Annotated in this window: 15 protein-coding genes; 12 read left to right on the plus strand and 3 right to left on the minus strand. The window is 72.0% G+C overall.

Annotated features, from left to right (window positions below):
* The first annotated feature begins 63 nt into the window (after positions 1–63).
* The 4 genes from C4V41_RS39650 to C4V41_RS39665 are packed head-to-tail and all read left to right on the plus strand — an operon-like array spanning position 64 to position 4,957.
* Positions 64–1,548 (plus strand): ABC transporter substrate-binding protein, encoded by a 1,485-nt coding sequence (locus C4V41_RS39650; protein ID WP_103961138.1) that lies wholly within the window; start codon positions 64–66, stop codon positions 1,546–1,548.
* A 21-nt stretch (positions 1,549–1,569) separates the two neighbouring features.
* Positions 1,570–2,502, plus strand: coding sequence for a carbohydrate ABC transporter permease (locus C4V41_RS39655; RefSeq protein ID WP_103961139.1), 933 nt, complete (start codon positions 1,570–1,572; stop codon positions 2,500–2,502).
* Positions 2,499–3,329 (plus strand): carbohydrate ABC transporter permease, encoded by an 831-nt coding sequence (locus C4V41_RS39660; protein ID WP_103961140.1) that lies wholly within the window; start codon positions 2,499–2,501, stop codon positions 3,327–3,329. Before C4V41_RS39655 ends, C4V41_RS39660 begins: the two co-directional genes overlap by 4 nt.
* 20 nt (positions 3,330–3,349) lie before the next feature.
* Positions 3,350–4,957 carry an alpha-L-arabinofuranosidase C-terminal domain-containing protein gene (locus C4V41_RS39665; RefSeq protein WP_103961141.1) on the plus strand — a complete coding sequence of 536 codons (1,608 nt, stop codon included), beginning with the start codon at positions 3,350–3,352 and terminating at the stop codon, positions 4,955–4,957.
* Between the two features lie 5 nt (positions 4,958–4,962).
* Here C4V41_RS39665 and C4V41_RS62275 read toward each other — a convergent pair whose 3' ends face one another.
* Entirely contained in the window at positions 4,963–5,871 is a 909-nt protein-coding gene (locus C4V41_RS62275) for a hypothetical protein (RefSeq protein ID WP_160150545.1), read from the minus strand.
* A gap of 128 nt (positions 5,872–5,999) precedes the next feature.
* Between C4V41_RS62275 and C4V41_RS39675 the strand changes: the two genes are divergently transcribed.
* From C4V41_RS39675 to C4V41_RS39700, 6 genes are all read left to right on the plus strand, one after another.
* Positions 6,000–8,960: a WD40 repeat domain-containing serine/threonine-protein kinase gene (locus C4V41_RS39675; RefSeq protein WP_103961142.1), complete on the plus strand. Its 2,961-nt coding sequence runs from the start codon at positions 6,000–6,002 to the stop codon at positions 8,958–8,960.
* A gap of 106 nt (positions 8,961–9,066) precedes the next feature.
* Positions 9,067–10,092: a LacI family DNA-binding transcriptional regulator gene (locus tag C4V41_RS39680; RefSeq protein ID WP_103961143.1), complete on the plus strand. Its 1,026-nt coding sequence runs from the start codon at positions 9,067–9,069 to the stop codon at positions 10,090–10,092.
* The gene (locus C4V41_RS39685) at positions 10,089–11,426 is read left to right on the plus strand and encodes an ABC transporter substrate-binding protein (RefSeq protein ID WP_103961144.1); all 1,338 of its coding nucleotides are present in this window, start codon (positions 10,089–10,091) and stop codon (positions 11,424–11,426) included. The genes C4V41_RS39680 and C4V41_RS39685 overlap by 4 nt, the downstream gene beginning before the upstream one ends.
* A complete protein-coding gene (locus C4V41_RS39690) occupies positions 11,423–12,292 on the plus strand; it encodes a carbohydrate ABC transporter permease (RefSeq protein ID WP_235030667.1) in 870 nt (289 codons plus the stop codon). The genes C4V41_RS39685 and C4V41_RS39690 overlap by 4 nt, the downstream gene beginning before the upstream one ends.
* Entirely contained in the window at positions 12,289–13,158 is an 870-nt protein-coding gene (locus C4V41_RS39695) for a carbohydrate ABC transporter permease (protein ID WP_200824528.1), read from the plus strand. The genes C4V41_RS39690 and C4V41_RS39695 overlap by 4 nt, the downstream gene beginning before the upstream one ends.
* Before the next feature lie 11 nt (positions 13,159–13,169).
* Positions 13,170–15,245 (plus strand): beta-galactosidase, encoded by a 2,076-nt coding sequence (locus tag C4V41_RS39700; protein WP_200824529.1) that lies wholly within the window; start codon positions 13,170–13,172, stop codon positions 15,243–15,245.
* A gap of 52 nt (positions 15,246–15,297) precedes the next feature.
* On the opposite strand, the gene C4V41_RS39705 is transcribed toward C4V41_RS39700, so the two are convergent.
* Positions 15,298–16,419 (minus strand): cobalamin-independent methionine synthase II family protein, encoded by a 1,122-nt coding sequence (locus tag C4V41_RS39705; protein WP_103961146.1) that lies wholly within the window; start codon positions 16,417–16,419, stop codon positions 15,298–15,300.
* A 132-nt stretch (positions 16,420–16,551) separates the two neighbouring features.
* On the opposite strand from C4V41_RS39705, the gene C4V41_RS39710 reads away from it, so the two are divergent.
* Together C4V41_RS39710 and C4V41_RS39715 are read left to right on the plus strand one after the other, a co-directional pair.
* Positions 16,552–17,445, plus strand: coding sequence for a sensor histidine kinase (locus C4V41_RS39710; RefSeq protein ID WP_103961147.1), 894 nt, complete (start codon positions 16,552–16,554; stop codon positions 17,443–17,445).
* Positions 17,446–17,488: 43 nt separating this feature from the next.
* Positions 17,489–18,160, plus strand: a complete 672-nt coding sequence (locus C4V41_RS39715; protein ID WP_103961148.1) for a response regulator — start codon at positions 17,489–17,491, stop codon at positions 18,158–18,160.
* 13 nt (positions 18,161–18,173) lie between these two features.
* Here C4V41_RS39715 and C4V41_RS39720 read toward each other — a convergent pair whose 3' ends face one another.
* Positions 18,174–18,851, minus strand: a complete 678-nt coding sequence (locus C4V41_RS39720; protein WP_200824530.1) for a hypothetical protein — start codon at positions 18,849–18,851, stop codon at positions 18,174–18,176.
* Positions 18,852–18,876: the final 25 nt, after the last annotated feature.

The following is an 18,876-nucleotide window of genomic DNA, read 5'->3' on the forward strand; positions in this document are numbered from 1 at the left end:
CGCTGCGATCCAGAGGCCGGGCGGACTGGTCGCTGACCGAGTCGACGACATAGAGGAGTCGCCATGTGGCGGCATGATTCGAACCAGATAAGCCGGCGCCGCCTTCTCGGTGGCACGGGAGCCCTCCTGGCCGCCGCGCTCACCGGGTGCACCGGTGGCGGGCAACTCAGCCAGAAGAGCGGCGGCAGCGGTGGCGCGCTGCAGTGGTGGGACCAGTTCCGCCCGCTGACCAAGATGTTGCAGAACGACCTGTTCGCCCCGTACATGCAGGCCACCCCGGGCGTCACCATCGAGCGACGCCAGATGGACGGGCCCGACCTGGGCCAGGCCCTGCAGGTCGCCAGGCGCAGCAACCAGATGCCCGACGTGCACTCGCTCGCGGGCCTGGGCGGCGTCTCACCGGCCGCGCTGGTGAGCGAGGGCTGGTTCCAGCCCATCGGCAAGCTCGCCGGCTTCGCGGGCAGCCCGGTCGGCGGGCAACTGTACGACGGCGTCCACCGCTTCAACGGCGAGATCTACTCCTTCGCGCCGTTCTCCGGCCGCTGGCACGACGCGGTGCCGTGGTTCAACACCGCGCTGCTCAAGGAGGCCGGCGTCGACCCGGAGGAAGAGCCGGGCACCTGGGACAAACTCCGCGAGATCGCCCGCCGCGTCACCAAGGGCACCGACGGCGACGTGTACGGCATGGTGGTGCCGACCAAGGACACGGAGTACCTGAGCGCGCTCGTGCACCGGCTGGCCATGAGCGCCGGCGCGCCGGGCCCCGGCGCCGTCGACTGGGCGACCGGCGAGTACGTCTACGACTCCCAGCCCTACATCGACGCCATCGAGTTCCTCGCCTCGCTGCAGAAGGACAAGGTCGTGCACCCGGCGTCCGCGTCGATGGGCCCCCGCGACGCCCGCGCCCGCTGGGCGGCCGGGCAGGCGGCCGTCTACCTGTGGGGCGCCTGGTTCATCGGCGGCCTGCGCGTGGACGAGCCCGAGGCGGTCGAGCGCGGAGTCGGCACCTGGCACATCCCGTGCCCCGAGACGACCAGGAACTTCATCTACAACGCGCCGATGGCCGGCACCTTCTGGGTGTCGAACCAGTCGAAGAAGGCCAAAACGGCCGCCGAGGTCCTGCTGCGGATGACGACCAAGGAGTTCCAGGCCAAGCTGGCCGCCGCCATGGACCAGCCGCCCGCGCTGGCCGAGGCCGTCGAGCGGTCGGACGCGCATCCCACGTACAAGAAGTGCGTCGCCAACTTCCAGGACGACGTCAGGATCGGCCCGATCCCCGAGGCCGGCACGCCGGGCGTGTGGCAGGCGCTGGCCGAGATGCGCGACATCCACCCCAACCTCGGCGACATCGTCCAGTCGGTGCTGACCGGCGCCTCCACCGACGTCGGCGGCCAGTTGCGCCGCTTCAAGGACCAGTTGAGCGCCGAGCGCGAGCGCGCCGTCAAGGCCGTCCGCGAGAAGGGCGCCGAGGTCGACCTCAACGCCTGGGTGTTCGCCAACTGGGACCGCGAGGCGGACTACGACCAGAAGTCCTACGCCGGGCGCTGAGCCCGGCCGGACAGGAGCACGATGACATCTACGACAACGGCCCGGGAGCCGGGACTGGCGCGGCGCCTGCGGCGGGACTGGTGGATCTACCTCTTCCTGCTCCCGACCTTCCTCGGATACGGCGCCTACACCATCTACCCCCTGCTGGCCTCCTGGTGGTTCGCGTTCCTGGACTGGCCGGGCTTCGCGACCGCCGGCACCTTCGTCGGCTTCGACAACTTCGCCCGCCTGATCGAGGACGACCTGTTCTGGAACGCCTTCTGGAACTCGATCGTGTTCCTCGTGATCGCCGTACCCCTGCGGGTCGGGCTGGCGCTCCTGCTGGCGATCGTGCTGAACAGCAAGAAGACGCCGTTCAAGGGCTTCTTCCGCACGCTGTTCTTCCTGCCGGTCGTCACCACGGGCGCCATCGTCGGCGTCGTGTTCACCCTGCTGCTCGACGCGAGCGGCCCGGTGAGCGTGGCCCTGGTCTGGTCGGGGCTGATCGACTCGCCCGCCAACTTCGCCGCCAACGCGGGCACCTCCCTGTACGCCGGCATCGCCGTCTGGGTGTGGAAGTGGCTGGGCATCACCCTGATCTACTGGCTGGCCGCGCTGCAGACGATCCCGCAGGGCGTGCACGAGGCCGCCATGATCGACGGCGCCGGCGCGTGGGCGGAGTTCCGGCACGTGACGATGCCGCTGCTGGTGCCGTTCCTCGTGATCATCACGCTGATCGACACCGTGGCGGCGTTCAACGTCTTCGACCTGATGCAGACCCTCACCGGCGGTGGCCCGTCCTTCTCCTCCGAGGTGATCGAGATCTTCATCTTCCGTACGGCCTTCCAGGCCAACATCCCCCAACTGGGCTACGCCTCGGCGGCGGCGGTGCTGTTCGGGGTGCTGACCGTGCTCTTCGCCGTCGCCCAGGCCCTCGGCATGCGCTGGGCCCGGAGCCGGATGGGGACGTCGTGAGGCGCCCCGGCATCGGGCGGGTGGTGACCGTCGTCCTGCTGGCGGTGCTCGGCGGGCTGTGGGTCTATCCGTTCCTCTGGCTGATCTCGGCGTCGCTGAAGACCTCGCCCGACATCTTCGGCAGCGGGCTCGGCCTGCTGCCGGAGGAGCCGGTCTGGGAGAACTACAGCCGCGCCTGGACGGAGGTCGGCTTCGGCAGCTACTTCGTCAACACCCTGATCATCACCGTCGGGACCGTGCTGCTCGTCGTGGTGCGCAGCGCCCTCGCCGGGTACGTGCTCGGCCGCTACGACTTCGCCGGCAAGAAGCTGCTCATCGGCCTCTTCCTGGTCACGTTCTTCCTGCCGGAGGGCTACACGATCATCCCGATCACCCAGCTCACCGACCAGCTCAGGCTGCTCAACACGCACGCCGGGGTGATCCTCGGGCTGGGCGCGGGCGGGCAGATCGCCTCGACCCTGCTGTACGCGGGCTACTTCCGGCGCCTGCCGAAGGAACTCGAGGAGACCGCCCGCCTGGACGGCGCCGGGCACTTCACGGTCTTCTTCCGGGTGATGCTGCCGCTCGCCTGGCCGATCACCGCCACGGTGGTCATCCTCACGTACCTGTTCGCCTGGAACGTCTACCTGCTCCCGCTGGTGTTCACGCTCAGCGAGCCCGATCTGCGCACGCTCGCGGTGGGCATGACGGTGTTCGTGGGGGAGCGGGGCACCGACTGGGCGGGCATGGCCGCGGCGGCGGTGATCTCGCTGATCCCCGTCATCGCCGTCTTCGTCGCCCTCCAGCGCAAGTTCGTCGACAGCATCGCGGGAGCGGTGAAGCAGTGAAAGGAACGGAGTTCTCCGACATGTCCAGCCCCAGCCGTGAGGCGCTCGTCACGGTCGACACCCACCGCCCGGTGGGCCGGATCGACGACGACGTCTACGGGCACTTCCTGGAGTCCGCCTTCTTCGGCAACATCGAGGGCGGGGTGTTCGACGAGGGCTCACCCCTGTCGGTCACGGACCCCGGCCTCCTGAACGGCGTGCGCGCCGACGTGCTGGAGCTCTGCCGCGAGCTGGGGCCGGGACCCATCCGCTGGCCCGGCGGCAACTTCACCTCCGCCTACCACTGGGAGGACGGCATCGGCCCGCGCGACGGGCGGCCGAGCCGGCTCGAACCGGCCTGGGGCGGGCTGGAGACCAACCGCTTCGGCACCGACGAGTTCCTGGCCTGGTGCGAGGCGGTGGGGGCGGAGCCGTACCTGGTGCATTCGGCGCGCGACGTGGACGAGGCGGTGCGCTGGATCGAGTACACCAACTCCGCCAGGGACACCACCCTCACCTCCCGCCGCGCCGCTAACGGGCGGGCCGAGCCGTGGAAGGTGCGCTACTGGGGCGTCGGCAACGAGGTCTACGGCCCCTGGCAGATGGGCTACCGGAGCGCGGACGAGTACGCCGCCGCGGCCCGCGAGCACGCCCAGTTCATGCGCCTGGCCGACCCCGGCATCCGGCTGATCGGCGTCGGCATCCCCTGGAAGCAGGAGGAGTGGACGCGCCCGCTCCTGGCACGCGCGGGCGGCATGCTCGACCAGTTGTCCCTGCACCTGTACGGGGCGAGCACCCACCTGTGGACCGGCGACGACTACGACGCCACCGTCGCCCAGTCCCTCTACTTCGAACGCGAGATCCACACCTACTCCCGGCTCGTCACCGAGATCGCCGCCGAGACCGGCCTCGACCGGCCGCCCGCGCTCGCCCTCGACGAGTGGACGATGCGCCACCTCGAACCGGAGTCCTGGCCCCAGCCGCTGGCCGGCGACGACGGCGGCGTCGCCCCGCGCGAGACCACCGCCGTGGACGAGCCGGGCCGGGTCCGGGTGAACCGCTGGAGCCCGAGGTCGATCGCCGATGTGGTCTTCTGCGCCGGGGTGTTCCACGCCGTCCACCGCACCGCGGGCCTGCCCGCGCCCGTCACCATGGCCAACCCGGTCAACCTGGTCAACGCCAACGGCCTGGTCGTCGCCCGCCCCGGCGGCGCGCTGCGGTCGGCCATCTACCACGTGTGGCACCTCTATCGGCACCACACCGGCCGCACCGTGCTGCCGTGCGAGGTGGACGGCCCGGCCCGCACCACCTCGGTCCGGCTCGGCGACAACCGCGGCCCGGACGGGCACCTCCTCACCGCGCCCATGACCGTGCCCTACCTCGACGTGTCCGCCACCCGCGCCGACGACGGCTCGGTGCGGATCGCGGTCGTCAACCGGCACCGCGACGACAGCGTGCGACTGCGGCTCGTGCTCGACGGCGCCGCCGGGCCCGGCGCGGCCCACGTGCGCACGATCAGCGCGGACCTGAACGTGGTCAACACGCTCGGCGAGCCGGACGCGGTCGGCGTGCGGGATCTGGGGCGGGTCGAGGCGAGCGGCGGCACGTGGGAGATCGCGCCGCGCTCGGTGACCGTGCTGGCCCTCTGACGGGGTCAGGCGTGGTCGTTCAGCCAGAGCTCGGCGAGCCGGTCGGTGTCGGTGGTCTGGAAGGCGACGCTCTTCTCCTGGTGGTCGACCTTGATGCCGACCGGGCGCAGGTCGGGGACCTGGCCGCCGCGCAGGGCCGCCGCCTCGGGCAGCTCCTCGTAGGGGCCGGGCCGCCACCAGTAGACCTGCGGGCTGAGCGCCTTCTCGCCTGAGTCGAAGAGCCGCTGGGAGAGGTCCTGCACGGTCTCCATCGCGGCGAACAGGTGCACGTCGCCGATCACGTGGACCAGCACGTACTCGGGGAGGGGGAAGGAGACGAGCGCTCCGTACGGCGCCCGCTCGGCGTGGCGGCGCAGCACGTGCGCGTGCGCGCCGACGAACAGGTGCTCACCGCCCACGTGCGTCACCGGCACGCCCTGGACGGTGTCGGTGCTCGTGTAGTGCTGCTCTTCGAGCGACTGGGCCAGCGCGGTGCCGAAGACCTCGTCCTCGCTCAGGCCGCCGAGCCGGGCCCGCTCCAGGGGCATGATCGAGTCGGGGTAGTCGACGACCACGGTCTCGACCAGCCCGGGGGCGAGCGGGCGGGTCACCAGCGCGTCGCGCATGCCGCCGAGGGCGTCGTCGGTGTAGAGGCGGACCCGCAGGTTCGCCGAGGTGTCCGCCTGGACCTGGCCGGCGCTGCGCTCGAACGCCCTGGCGGCCTGGTCGGCGTAGTCGGCGGCGGCCCTGGGCAGCACGTCGGGGCCGCCGCGGCCGGCGTGCTCGCGCCACGCGGTGATGTCCGCCGTGGCGGTGGAACCGTCCGGCAGCCTGACGCTGACGGTCGTGAACTCGGGCAGCCTGGCGTCGTATCCCCGATCCGCGAACGCCCGCAGCAGGGCCTCGCCGATGACGTCGGGTGCTGTTTCCGTCATCGGGCGAACCTATCGGTAATCCCCGGAGAGAACGGAATCGAGACGTCAGGGGCACAGGCACGCGGTCGTGTCTCGTCTACCGTGACGGCGTAGCCGCTGTCATTCGCTGTCGCTCGCGGAGGTCCGCGATGGCCCGCCTTCCGCTCGCCGCGCAGGATCCCGCCCGGGTCGGGGACTACCGGCTGGAGGGGCGGCTCGGCTCCGACGTGTTCGAGGGCCGCGACTCGTCCGGCGGCCGGGTCGTGATCAAGCTGCTGCGCGACCCGCCCCGGTCCGGGGTGGCCGGTTCGTCCTTCCCCTGTACGGCCCGCGTGCTGGCCTGCGGTGTGCACGACGGGCGGCCGTACGTGGTCACCGAGTACGTGGACGGGCCGTCGCTGGGGGCGGTGGTGGCCGCGTACGGCCCGCTGACCGGCGATGACCTGCACCGGCTCGCGGCCGGCACCGCCACCGCCCTGACCGCGCTGCACGAGGCCGGGATCGTCCACGGCGCGCTCGGCCCCCGAAAGGTGCTGCTCGGCCTGGACGGGCCCCGGGTCATCGACGTCGCCCAGCCCGCCGGGCCGCTCGACCACGATCAGGCGGGTGACGTCCGCGCCTGGGGCGCGCTCGTCCGGTTCGCCGCCACGGGCGCGCACGAGGCCGGCGCGAATGAGGACCTGCCCCCGGGGTTGCGGTCGCTGGTGGCGGCGGCGTTGTCGGAGAAGCCGCCGGGGGCTCGTGAGCTGCTGCTGCACCTGGTCGCGCCGAACGAGTCCGCGCGCGGCGACCTGCTGGCCAAGGCCGAGGAGCGCGCCCGTGGCCCGCACAGCCCACTCATTCTCCAACCGATGAGACCCGCGCCGATCCGCCGCCGGTCCATCGTCGTCACCGCGCTGGTGGTGTTACTCCTCGCCGCCGCGGCGGGCCTGGTGATCAGGAACGCGTACGCCGAACGCGACCGCGCCACGGCCGAACGCGACCTCGCCCTCGGCCGCGAGCTCATCGCCAGGAGCGAGACGCTGGCCGTCGCAGAACCGCGATTGGCCAGGCTGCTGGCGGTCGCCGCCGCCCGGATCTCCCCCGACGGCATGGACCGGCACGCGGCCGAGACCCGGGCCGCCGTCCGGGCGGCCACCGCCCGGCCGCAGCTCGCGGTGCTGGGCGGCTTCTCCGGTGAGGCGCACTCCGTCGCCTTCAGCCCCGACGGCGCGCACCTCGTCGCGAGCGGCGACGGCGAGCCGCTGCGCATGTGGGACCTGACCCGGCTCGCACCCGTCAAATGGCCGGTGGACGGCGAGCGGACCGGTGGGGGAGCGGTGGCCTACAGCCGGGACGGCCGGCACCTGGCCGTGGCCGGCGCCGACGGGCGGGTGCGCGTCTGGGACACGGCCACGCGGCGGCAGTGGACCGAGGGCGAACGCACGGCCTCGGCCCGGCGGTGGACGGCGTTCAGTCCCGACGGGAGGTTGTTGGTCACGGCCGGGGGTGAGTCCCGGTTGTGGGACACCGTCTCCGGCGCGCCGCTGGCCACCCTGCGCTCTTCGGAAGGGGATCCGGGCCCCGTCGCGTTCAGCCCGGACGGCGCGTTCATCGCGGCCGCCTACCCCGGGGGCCCGATCCGTACGTTCGAGGTGGCCACGGGACGCCTGACCGGCGACCCCCTGCGACCGGCCGCCGGGACCGTCGCGCCGGAGCCCGGTGAGAAGGCCGCCGCGCTCGCGTTCAGCCCCGACGGCACCCTCATCGCGGGCACCACGGGCAGCGAGCGCGTCCAGCTCTGGGACGTCGCCACCCGGCGGCCGGCGCGCCGCCCGCTCACCGGCCACACCGGGCTCGTCACCTCGGCGGCCTTCAGCCCGGACGGCGAGGTGCTGGCCACCGCGAGCCAGGACCGCACGATCAGGCTCTGGGACGTCCGCACCGGCCGGCCCCTCGGCGAGCCGCTCACCGGGCACACCCAGGTGGCCGGCGCGGTCGCGTTCAGCCCCGACGGCGCCGTGCTGGCCAGCGCGAGCGCGGACACGACCGTACGGCTCTGGCAGGTCCCGAGGGGCATCCGCCACCGGCTCACCCTGCCGGGCCCCGACGGAGTGGGCGAGGTCCCGGCCGACCGTCCGAGGCCCGCCCGCTGGTACGAGCGGCCCGACACCAGCCAGGCCGTGCTGAGCGCCGACGCCTCCCGGCTCGTGGTCCAGCCGTACGACACCGGCCGTCCCGGCGTCGGCCGCCTGTGGTCGTGGGACGTGCGGTCGGGACATTGGCTCGGCGAACGCGTGCCGATCCGGCGCGACGCCCCCGTGGACGGCCTGGCCGTCAGCCCCGACGGCCGCTCCCTGGCCGCCTCCGGCGACGGTAACACCACCATCCTGAACGGCCCCGCCACCGTCCGGGGCCGTCCCCTGGCCTACAACCACGACGCCACCCTGCTGGCCACGACCGGCCCCGACAAGGCAGTCCGGCTCTGGACGCTTCCCGATGGCAAGGCCAAAGGGCCGCCGCTGACAGGGCACGCGGCCGAGGTGGCGGCCTTCAGCCCAGACGGGGCGCTGCTCGCGGCCGGGGCTGCCGATGGTTCGGTGGTCGTGTGGGACGTGGCGACCGGGCGGCGGCGTGGTGTGCTGCGCGGTCACACCGGCCGGATCACGTCCCTGGCCTTCGCCGGGAACCTGCTGGTGTCGGGATCCGGCGACCGCTCCGCCCGCCTGTGGGACGCGGCGGCGGCGCGCCCGCACGCCGTCCCCCTGACCGGCCACACGGGCCCGGTCCAGGCCGTGGCGTTCGGCCCGGACGGCGGTGTGGTGGCCACCGCGAGCCGGGACCGCACGGTCAGGCTGTGGGACACCGCCACCGGCCGCCCCCTGGGGCCGCCGCTGGCCGGGCACGGTGGCGCGGTCGGCGCGCTGGCGTTCGCGGGCGCCCGGCTGGTGGCCGTGGCGGCCGACCTCGTCCAGGTCACGGGCGACTCCTACGCCGTGTGGGAATGGGACACGACCGCCCTCACCCAGGACGCCACCACCCTCGCCTGCGCCCAGGCGGCCCGCGCCCTCACCCCGCGGGAATGGGCGGCGTACGTCCCGGGTCTTCCGTTCCGCGAGGTCTGCCGCTGAGGTCTGCCCCTGAGGTCTGCCACTGGGGGACCCTTGACAATCCGGGCACGCGATGGTGACAGTGAAAGGCACCTGACTACGTAGTCAGGCGCGAGGAGCCGCCCCGATGTCCGAGCTCAGGCGCAGGCCGCCCGGAAGCGTCGACGTCGCCCGCCGCGCGGGCGTGTCGCAGAAGACCGTCTCCCGGGTGATGAACGGCGAGCAGTACGTCAGCGCGGAGGTCCGCGAACGCGTGCTGGAGGCCGCCCGCGAGCTCGGCTACCGCCGCAACACCGCCGCCCGCGCGCTCAACCTGGGCCGTTTCCACCGTATCGGCGTCGCCTCCCTGGGCAGTTCCCTGTACGGCCCGTCGTCGATGCTCGTCGCCCTCGAACGGCACGCCAGGAAGATCGGCTACTCGCTCAGCGTCGTCAACACCCTTGAGGGCGAGGCGGGCAACGTGATGACCGCCGTCGAATCCCTGCTCGACCAGGGCGTCGACGGCATCGTGCTGTCCGAGCCCATCGACGAGGGCCGGCCGCTGCGCATCGACCCCGACGTGCCCGTGCTCAGCTTCAGCCACATCCCCGGCGTGAGCGGGCCGCGCGTGGTGGTCGGCGGCGCCCTCGGCGTCGATTCCGGCCGGCTGGCCACCGAGCACCTGCTCGGGCTCGGGCACCGTACCGTGTGGCACGTCGCGGGCCCGGAGCGCTGGTTCACCGCGGGTGACCGGCTGCGCGGCTGGCGGGAGGCCCTGGCCGCCGCGGGCGCCGCGGAGCCGCCGCACCTCACGGGGGACTGGACGCCCGCCTCCGGCTACGCCGCCGGCCGCGTGCTGGCCGCGGACCCCGAGGTCACGGCGGTGTTCGTGGCCAACGACGACATGGCGATCGGCCTGCTGCGCGCGATGGCCGAGGCCGGCCGCCCGGTGCCGGACGAGGTGAGCGTCGTGGGCATGGACGACATCCCGTCCGCGCCGTACCTCTCACCGCCGCTGACCACCGTCCGCCAGGACTTCGAGGCCATCGCCGCCCACGGCCTGACCCTGCTGGCCGGCGAGATCGAGAACGGCTCGGGGGCCGTCGTCAACGACGATCTGCCGGCGGAACTGATCGTGCGTCACTCCACCGCACCCCCCAAGGAGAGAACATGACCATGCCACGATCTCGGTGGCTCGCCGCCGCAACCACCGCCGTCCTGTTCCTGGCCGGCTGCGGCGGAGGAGGCCGGCCCGCGGAGAAGCCGGCTGGAGCCGATGTCGACAAGGCCCTCCAGACCCCCACCGAGCTCACGTTCTGGACCTGGGTCCCGGGCATCGAGAAGGAGGTGGCGCTGTTCGAGAAGAAGTATCCGGCGATCGACGTCAAGGTGGTCAACGCCGGGCAGGGCGAGCCGCAGTACACCAAGCTGCGCACCGCGCTGAAGGCCGGCAGCGGCGCGCCGGACGTCGTGCAGATCGAGTTCCAGTACATCCCCACCTTCACCATCACCGAGAGCCTGCTCGACCTGCGGCCCTACGGCGCCGAGGCGCTCAAGGACAAGTTCGTCGAGTGGACCTGGGCCCAGGTCACCGGCCGGAACGGCGAGGTGTGGGCCATCCCGCAGGACACCGGGCCGATGGGGATGCTCTACCGCAAGGACATCTTCGACGAGCACGGCATCGAGCCGCCCAAGACGTGGGAGGAGTTCGCGGCCGCCGCCAGGAAGCTGCACGCCGCCGACCCCGACGTCTATCTGACGAACCTGGCCGGGAACCAGAACGGCGCCTGGATGGGGCTGCTGTGGCAGGCCGGAGCGAAGCCGTTCCAGATGGCCACTGCCGAGCAGATCGATGTTAGCGTTAACGACGAGGTCTCCAAGAAGCTCGGCGCCTACTGGGGCGGCCTGGTCAAGGAGGGTGTCGTCGCCACCGATCCCGACTTCACCGACCAGTGGTACCAAGCGCTCAACAAGGGCAAGTACGCCACCTGGCTGACCGCCGCCTGGGGGCCGGTGTTCCTGTCCACCAGCGCCAAGGACACCAGCGGCAAGTGGCGGGCCGCGCCGCTGCCGCAGTGGGCGGCCGGCGAGAACAAGGCGGGCAACTGGGGCGGCTCCACCAGCGCCGTGATCAAGACGACGAAGAACCCCATCGCGGCCGCCAAGTTCGCCGAGTTCCTCAACACCGACCCCGAGTCGACCACGATGATGGCGAACGAGCAGTTCCTCTTCCCGCCGACCAAGGCGCTGCTGTCGGACAAGTCGTTCGTCGACCGGAAGCCGGAGTTCTACGGCGGCCAGGCCGTCAACCAGGTCTTCGCCGGGATCAGCGACACCGTGACCAAGGACTTCACCTGGCCGCCCTTCCTGGACCAGACGGTCAACGACTGGGACGAGACCGTGGGCAAGTCCCTGGCCGACAAGACCGATCCGGTGGCCGCGCTCGACCAGTGGCAGCAGCGGATCACCACGTACGCGGAGAGCCAGGGCTTCAAGGTCGCCAAGTGAGCGGGCACCGCGTCAGGGCGGGCTACCTCTTTGTCGCGCCCTTCATGATCGTGTTCGTCGCCATGCTGGTGGTGCCGCTGGCGTACGCGGGCTATCTGAGCCTGTTCAAGGAGCAGCTCATCGGCGGCACCACGTTCGTCGGCCTGGACAACTACGTGCGCGCGCTGGGGGACGAACGGCTGCTCGGCGGCGTGCTGCGAGTGGTCAGGTTCTTCCTCGTCCAGGTCCCGATCATGCTGGGGCTCGGGCTGCTGTTCGCGCTCGCGCTGGACAGCGGCATGATGTGGCTCTCCCGCTTCATCCGGCTGGGCATCTTCGTCCCGTACGCGGTGCCCAGCGTCGTCGCGGCGCTCATGTGGGGCTACCTGTACGGCCCCGAGTTCGGCCCCATCGCCCAGCTCGCCGGCGCGCTGGGCCTGCCGGCCCCCAACCTGCTCGGCGAGGACTTCATGCTCGGCTCGATCGCCAACGTCGTCACCTGGGAGTTCGCCGGCTACAACATGATCATCCTGTACGCCGCCCTCCGCGCCGTCCCGCCCGAGCTGTACGAGGCCGCCGCGGTCGACGGCGCCGGAGCCTGGCGGACGGCCTGGAGCGTCAAGGTGCCCGCGCTGCGGCCCGCCCTGCTGCTGGCCCTGATCTTCTCCGTCATCGGCAGCTTCCAGCTCTTCAACGAGCCGCAACTGCTGCAACGCCTGGCCCCGAACGTCATCGACAGCGCCTACACCCCGAACCTGTACGCGTACTCGCTGGCCTTCACCAGCCAGGACGTCAACTACGCCGCCGCCGTCTCGTTCCTGCTGGGCCTGATCATCGTCGTCGTCTCGTACACCGTCCAGCTCGCCGTCAACCGGAACCGGCCATGACCGCCCCCGCGAGGGCGGCCGGGCGCCGCAGCCCCCTGCTGACCCTCGGCATGCTGGCCTTCCTCGTCTACTTCCTGCTGCCACTGTTCTGGCTGGTCGTGGCCTCGACGAAGACCACGGCCGGCCTGTTCGGCAGCTTCGGCCTCTGGTTCGCCGACGACTTCGCGCTGCCGTCGAACCTGCGGGAGGTGTTCACCACCGAGAACGGCGTCTACGGCCGCTGGCTGCTCAACACCGCGCTGTACTCCGTCGTCAGCGCCGGCGGCGCGGCGCTGCTGGCGGCGCTGGGCGGGTACGGGTTCGCCAAGTTCGGCTTCCGCGGCAACCGGCCGATGTTCGGCGTGGTGCTGGGGGCCATCATGGTGCCGAGCACGGCGCTGGCGATCCCCACGTACCTGATCTTCGCCCAGGGCGGGCTGGTGAACACGCCGTGGGCGATCATCCTGCCCTCATTGGTGAACCCGTTCGGCCTCTACCTGATGCGCGTCTACGCCGACGACGCGGTGCCCGACAGCCTCCTCGAAGCGGCGCGCATCGACGGCGCGGGCGAGTTCCGGATCTTCTGGCAGGTCGTGATGCGCCTGCTCGCGCCCGGATTCGTCACCGTGCTGCTCTTCACGCTCGTCGCCACCTGGAACAACTACTTCCTGCCGTTGATCATGCTCAACGACCCTTCCCTCTACCCGGTCACCGTCGGCCTGGCCAACTGGGCCGCGCAGGCGACGATGGGCGGCGGGGCGAGCGGTGACGTCATTCCGATGGTCGTCACCGGCTCGCTGCTGTCGATCATCCCGCTGGTCGCGGCGTTCCTGATGCTGCAGCGCTACTGGCAGAGCGGCCTGACCGCCGGCGGAGTCAAACAATGAAAGGAACATCTGTGCAGCGAGTCCTCTTCGGTGCCGCCTACTACCCTGAATACCACCCCACCGAACTGCTCAAGACCGACCTCGACCTGATGGCGGACGCGGGCTTCTCGGTGATCAGGGTCGGGGAGTCGGTCTGGTCCACCTGGGAGCCCGAGAACGGCCGGTTCGACCTCGACTGGCTGGAGCCGGCCCTGGACGGGGCGTACGAGCGCGGCATCGGGGTCATCCTCGGCACGCCGACGTACGCGGTGCCGCCGTGGCTGGCCCGGCTCTACCCGGAGATCGCGGGCGAGCGGAGCACGGGGCGGCGCATCGGCTGGGGTGCCCGCCAGGAGATGGACTTCACGCACCCCGCGTTCCGCTTCCACGCCGAGCGGATCATCCGCAAGGTCGTCGGACGCTACGCCGGCCATCCGTCGATCATCGGCTACCAGGTCGACAACGAGCCCGGCCCGCACCTGCTGTACAACCACGGCGTCTTCCAGCGGTTCGTCGACGACCTGCGCGGCCGGTACGGCGACGTGGAGACGCTCAACCGCGAGTGGGGCCTGGTCTACTGGTCGCACCGGCTGTCCGGCTGGGCCGACCTCTGGACGCCGGAGGGCAACGCCCAGCCCCAGTACGAGCAGGCGTGGCGGCGTTTCCAGGCCGAGCAGGTGACCGCGTTCATCAACTGGGAGGCCGACATCGTCCGGGAGTACGCCAAGCCCGGGCAGTTCGTGACCACGTGCATCTCCTACGACCGGCCCGGCGTGGCGGACGAGGAGCTGACGCGGCATCTCGACGTCACCGCCGGCAACCCGTACTACGTCATGCAGGACGGGCTCGCCCTTCCGGCCGGGCAGGACGCCTCGCAGCACTGGATGACGCACGACACGTGGGCGTTCTACCTGGTGGCCGACCGCATGTTCGCCTCGCGGCAGGAGCCGTTCCTGGTCACCGAGACCAACGCGCAGGCCATCGGCGGGCCCTGGCACAACCAGCCCGCCTATGACGGGCAGTGGCGGCAGGCCGCCTGGGCGCTGGTGTCGCGCGGGGCGAGCATGATCGAGTACTGGCAGTGGCGGACACTGGTGTTCGGCACCGAGACGTACTGGGGCGGCGTGCTGCCGCACAGCGGGCGGCCGGGGCGCACGTACCGGGAGCTGGCCCGGATCGGTGGCGAGCTGGAACGGGCGGGCGACCTGGTCGCGGGTCTCACCCCCGACGCCGACGTGCTGATGATCTACTCCACGCCGAGCAAGTGGGCCCTGGCCGCACAGCCCGCGCTGGCCGACGGGGCCGGGCCTGACCAGCGGTCCTACCAGGGCCTGTTCGACCCGTTCTACCGCGGCGCGTTCGACGCCGGGCTCCAGGTGCGGCTGCTGCACGCTGGGCAGGCGGTCGCGCAGGATCCGGCCGAGGTCGCGGCCCGGCAGCCGGTGCTAATCGCCGCCGGCCTCTACGTCACCGACGACGCCACCCTGGACTGGCTGCGGGCGTACGCGGCCGCGGGCGGTCACCTGGTGCTGGGGCCGCGCTCCTGCTACGCCGACCACGAGGCCCGCGCCCGCCGCGACGTGCAGCCGGCCGGCTTCGCCGACGCCGCCGGGGCCTGGTACGACGAGTTCAGCAACCTGTCCGCCGACCTGCCCGTGCACGCTCTCGAGGGCTCGTCCCTGACGCTGCCCCCGGACGCGGCGGGCACCCGCTGGGCCGATGGGCTGCACGCCGAGGAGGCCGACGTGCTGGCCGGCTACCGGCACCCCCATTTCGGGCGGTTCGCCGCGATCACCACCCGGGCGCACGGGCAGGGCCGCATCACCTATGTGGGCACTCTTCCCAACGCGGTGCTGGGCGAGGCCCTGTTCCGCTGGCTGGCCCCGGCCGCCGGGCCGTGGGCGTCGATGCCGGCCGGCGTCACCTCGACCGGTGCCACGGCGGCGGACGGGCGGCGGGTGCGCTTCCTGCACAACTGGACGTGGGACGAGACGGCGGTCGCGGTGCCCGTACCCGTGCGCGACGTGCTCGGCGACACCCCTCACGCGGCCGGGGCGGAGCTGCGGCTCGGGCCGTGGGACGTGCTGGTGCTGGAGGAGACCGGCTGACGCCTGTTCAGGGGCCCGCCGCTGTCACGGCGGGCCCCTTTTTCACGGGGTTTCAGCCCCAGACCAGCGCGGCGGTCTCGGCCACGTGCGCCAGCTTGCGGCGCTCCTCGTCCACGGTGAGCAGGTTGCCCCGCGCCGTCGAGGCGAAGCCGCACTGCGGGCTGAGCGCCAGGTTCTCCAGCGGCACGTACGCGGCCGCCTCGTCGATCCGGCGGCGCAGCTCGTCCTGCGGTTCGAGCCGGGGAACCTTGGAGGAGACCAGCCCGAGGACCACGGTCGTGCCATCGGGGACGAAGCGCAGCGGCTCGAACCCGCCCGCCCGCTCGGTGTCGTACTCCAGCAGGAACCGGTCCACCGGCACCTCACCGAACAGCCGCTCGGCGATCGGCTCGTAGCCGCCCTTGGACATCCACGCGCTGCGGTTGTTGCCCCGGCAGATGTGCAGGCCGACCGTGACGTCCGGATTCATCCGCTTGGTCGCGCGCACCAGCTCGGCGTCGATCGTGACCGCCATGTCGAGCACGGCCTCCCCGGTGGGCGCAGCCGGGCCCAGCAACCGGGTACGGAACTCCGGATCGATCACGTTGTTGTAGCTCAGCGAGTCGAGCTGGATCCAGCTCACCCCGCGCTCCAGGAGGCCCTCGATCTCCTTGATCCGCAGGGCGGCCAGATCACGGACCAGGTCGTCGGGCGTGGCGTACACCTCCCGGCTGAGTTCGGGCCGCCACAGCAGGTTGCCCATCGAGGAGCTCATCATGGTGATCTTGAACTGGCCGGGGGCGTGCCGGGCGAGGAACTCCGCCTCGATCGCGGTGAGGTTCGTCTTCTGGGTGACCTTGGCGTTCGCGGCCACCATGTCGAAGGTGGTCTCCTCGGCCGGCACCGTCTCGCCGCCGTTCCGGTACCAGACCGGGGAGGGCGGCGGGACGGGCACCACCCCGCCGAGCGACTCCAGCAGGCCGGCCATCCAGGTGGCCCGCCGTACCTCGCCGTCCGTGAAGACCTCGATGCCGGCCTCGCGCTGGACCTCGATCGCGGCCAGCGCCGCGTCGTCCTCCAGCTTGACCAGTTCCTCGTCGCTCATCTCGCCGCGCTCGCGCGCCTGCCGGGCCTGGAGCAGCTCGGGCGGGCGCAGGAGGCTGCCGACGTGCTCTGCGTGGTGGGTCGCGGGCATGCTTTCCTCCTTCGTGGTGCTTTGAGATCTCCGTTCAAGAGCCACTCTGCGCCGAGTCATCCTCGCTGTCATCCCCTGGATGTACGGCTTCGGGAGGATGTGCTCAGCGCTGTCGGGCGGGAAGATGATCGGGTGCAGGAATGGCTGATCGCCGCCCTCGGGCCGGCGTGCGGGGCCGCGGGGTGGCTGGCGGTGGCGCTCGTACGGACTCGGCGGCGCTACCGGGCGGCACTGGCGGAGCAGGGGCGGCTGCTGGAACGCGAGCGCGAACGGGCCGCCCGGTCGGCCGTGGACGCCGAGCGGGCCAGGATCGCGGCGGAGCTGCACGACATCGTCAGCCACAACGTGAGCCTCATGGTCGTCCAGGCCGGGGCCGCCCGCGAGGTGCTGCCCACGATGCCGGGCACGGCCGAGACCGCGCTCAAGGCCGTCGAGGCGGCGGGGCGGGACGCGATGACCGAGCTGCGGCACCTGCTCGGCCTGCTGGCCCCCGCCCAGGACGGGACCGACCCGCCGGCCGGCGACGACCTGGCGCCTCAGCCTGGTCTGGGACAGCTCGGGGCGCTGGCGGACCGGATCGCGTTCGCGGGGCTGCCGGTGGAGGTACGGATCTCGGGGGAGCCGCGGCCGGTGCCGGCCGGGGTGGATGTGACGGCGTACCGGATCGTGCAGGAGGCGCTGACGAACGCGCTCAAGCACGGCGACGGGGGTGAGGCGGCGGTGACCGTGCGCTACACCGACCAGTACCTGCGGGTGGAGGTCCTCAACACCGGCCCCAGCGTCCTCACCGGCGCCGCCCTCGCACCAAGGGGCGGCCTGTTCGGCGACGAAAGAGCACCACGCGGCCGCTCGGACGGTCTTTCGGGCGGGTCGCCGGACGGCGGTGAGGTGCCGGCGCGCGGGGCCGGGCGGGGGCTGCTGGGATTGCGGGAACGGGTCGCCGTCTACGGCGGCGACCTGGACGCCCGGCGGCGCCTCGGCGGCGGCTTCCGCGTCCGCGCCCGCATCCCTCTGGAGCGGCCGTGACAACGGGGCCGCAGGTGCGTGTCCGGATTCCCCTGGAGCGGCCGTGACGGCGGGACCCCGGGTGCTGATCGCCGATGACCAGGAGCTGGTACGGGCCGGTTTCCGGCTCATCCTGACCGCGCGCGGCATCGACGTCGTGGGCGAGGCGGCCAACGGCGCCGACGCGGTGGCCGAGACGCTCAGGCTCGCCCCCGACGTCGTCCTGATGGACATCCGCATGCCCGGCATGGACGGCCTGGAGGCGGCCCGGCGGGTGCTCGCCCAGTCCCCGGCCTGCCGCGTGATCATGCTGACCACGTTCGACCTCGACCGGTACGTCTACGCCGCCCTCGCCCTCGGCGCCAGCGGCTTCCTGCTCAAGGACGTCACCCCCGAACACCTCGCGGCCGCCGTACGCCTGGTCGACACCGGCGACGCGCTCCTGGCCCCCTCGATCACCCGCCGCCTCGTCGAGCGCTTCGCCGCCGCCGACCGCGCGCCGGGCCCACGGCCGATCCACGGCGACCTCGCCGCGCTGACGCCGCGCGAGCTGGAGGTCCTGACGCTCATGGGCAAGGGCCTGTCCAACGCCGAGCTGGCGTACGCGCTCACCCTCAGCGAGGCCACCGTGAAGACCCACGTCGCCCGCATCTTCGCCAAGCTCGCCCTGCGCGACCGTGCCCAGGCGGTCGTCCTGGCGTACGAGACCGGCCTCGTCTCACCGAGCCGCGAATGACACCCGGCAGACGTCAGACCAGCCCCACCATGAACCCCTCGTCCTTCACCCCGAGATAGGCGCCCGGCCGGTACTGCCCCATCGCGCGCTCGATGACCGGGATGTACTTCGGGTTCGAGCCCAGCGGCAACCGGTAGCCGTTCTTGACCGTGTGGAACTCCCACAGGTGCTCCATCTCCGGATGCCGCTGCCGGAAGCCCTGGTCGCCGGGGAACAGGTCGAGCCGGACCATCGTCTTGCGGATCAGGTAGTCGGCCGGTTTGACCCGGCGCTGCTGCGTACGCGAGATGCCCACCCCGGACAGCTCCGTCCACGCCACCGCCCACGGCCGCCCCTGCGGATCGTCCCAGCGCACGCCGAAGCCGTCGAAGACCAGCTTGCGCGGCCGGCTCAGCTTCTTCCAGGTGATGATCGGCAGCAGGCCGATGAACAGGAAGAGCAGCCCCAGCACGCCGCCCGCGATCGCGCCGCCCGCGCCGCCCGTGGTCAGCCCGCCGAGAGCGGAGAAGATCGCGAACAGCCCGATCACCCCGGCGACGGACCCGCCGATCACCGCCTTGACCTTGGCATCCCCGCCCACGTCGATCACAACGGGCTGCGGCCCGTAGGCGGGAGGCTGGTGGGGCATCTGCTGAGGTGGATACGGGGCGTTGAACGGGGGTTGCCGCTGAGGGTGGGGGCCGTACGTCATGGGACGCCAGGTTAGTAGCGGCCGG

The sequence above is a fragment of the Nonomuraea solani genome, from assembly GCF_900108335.1.
Lineage (GTDB): Bacteria > Actinomycetota > Actinomycetes > Streptosporangiales > Streptosporangiaceae > Nonomuraea > Nonomuraea solani.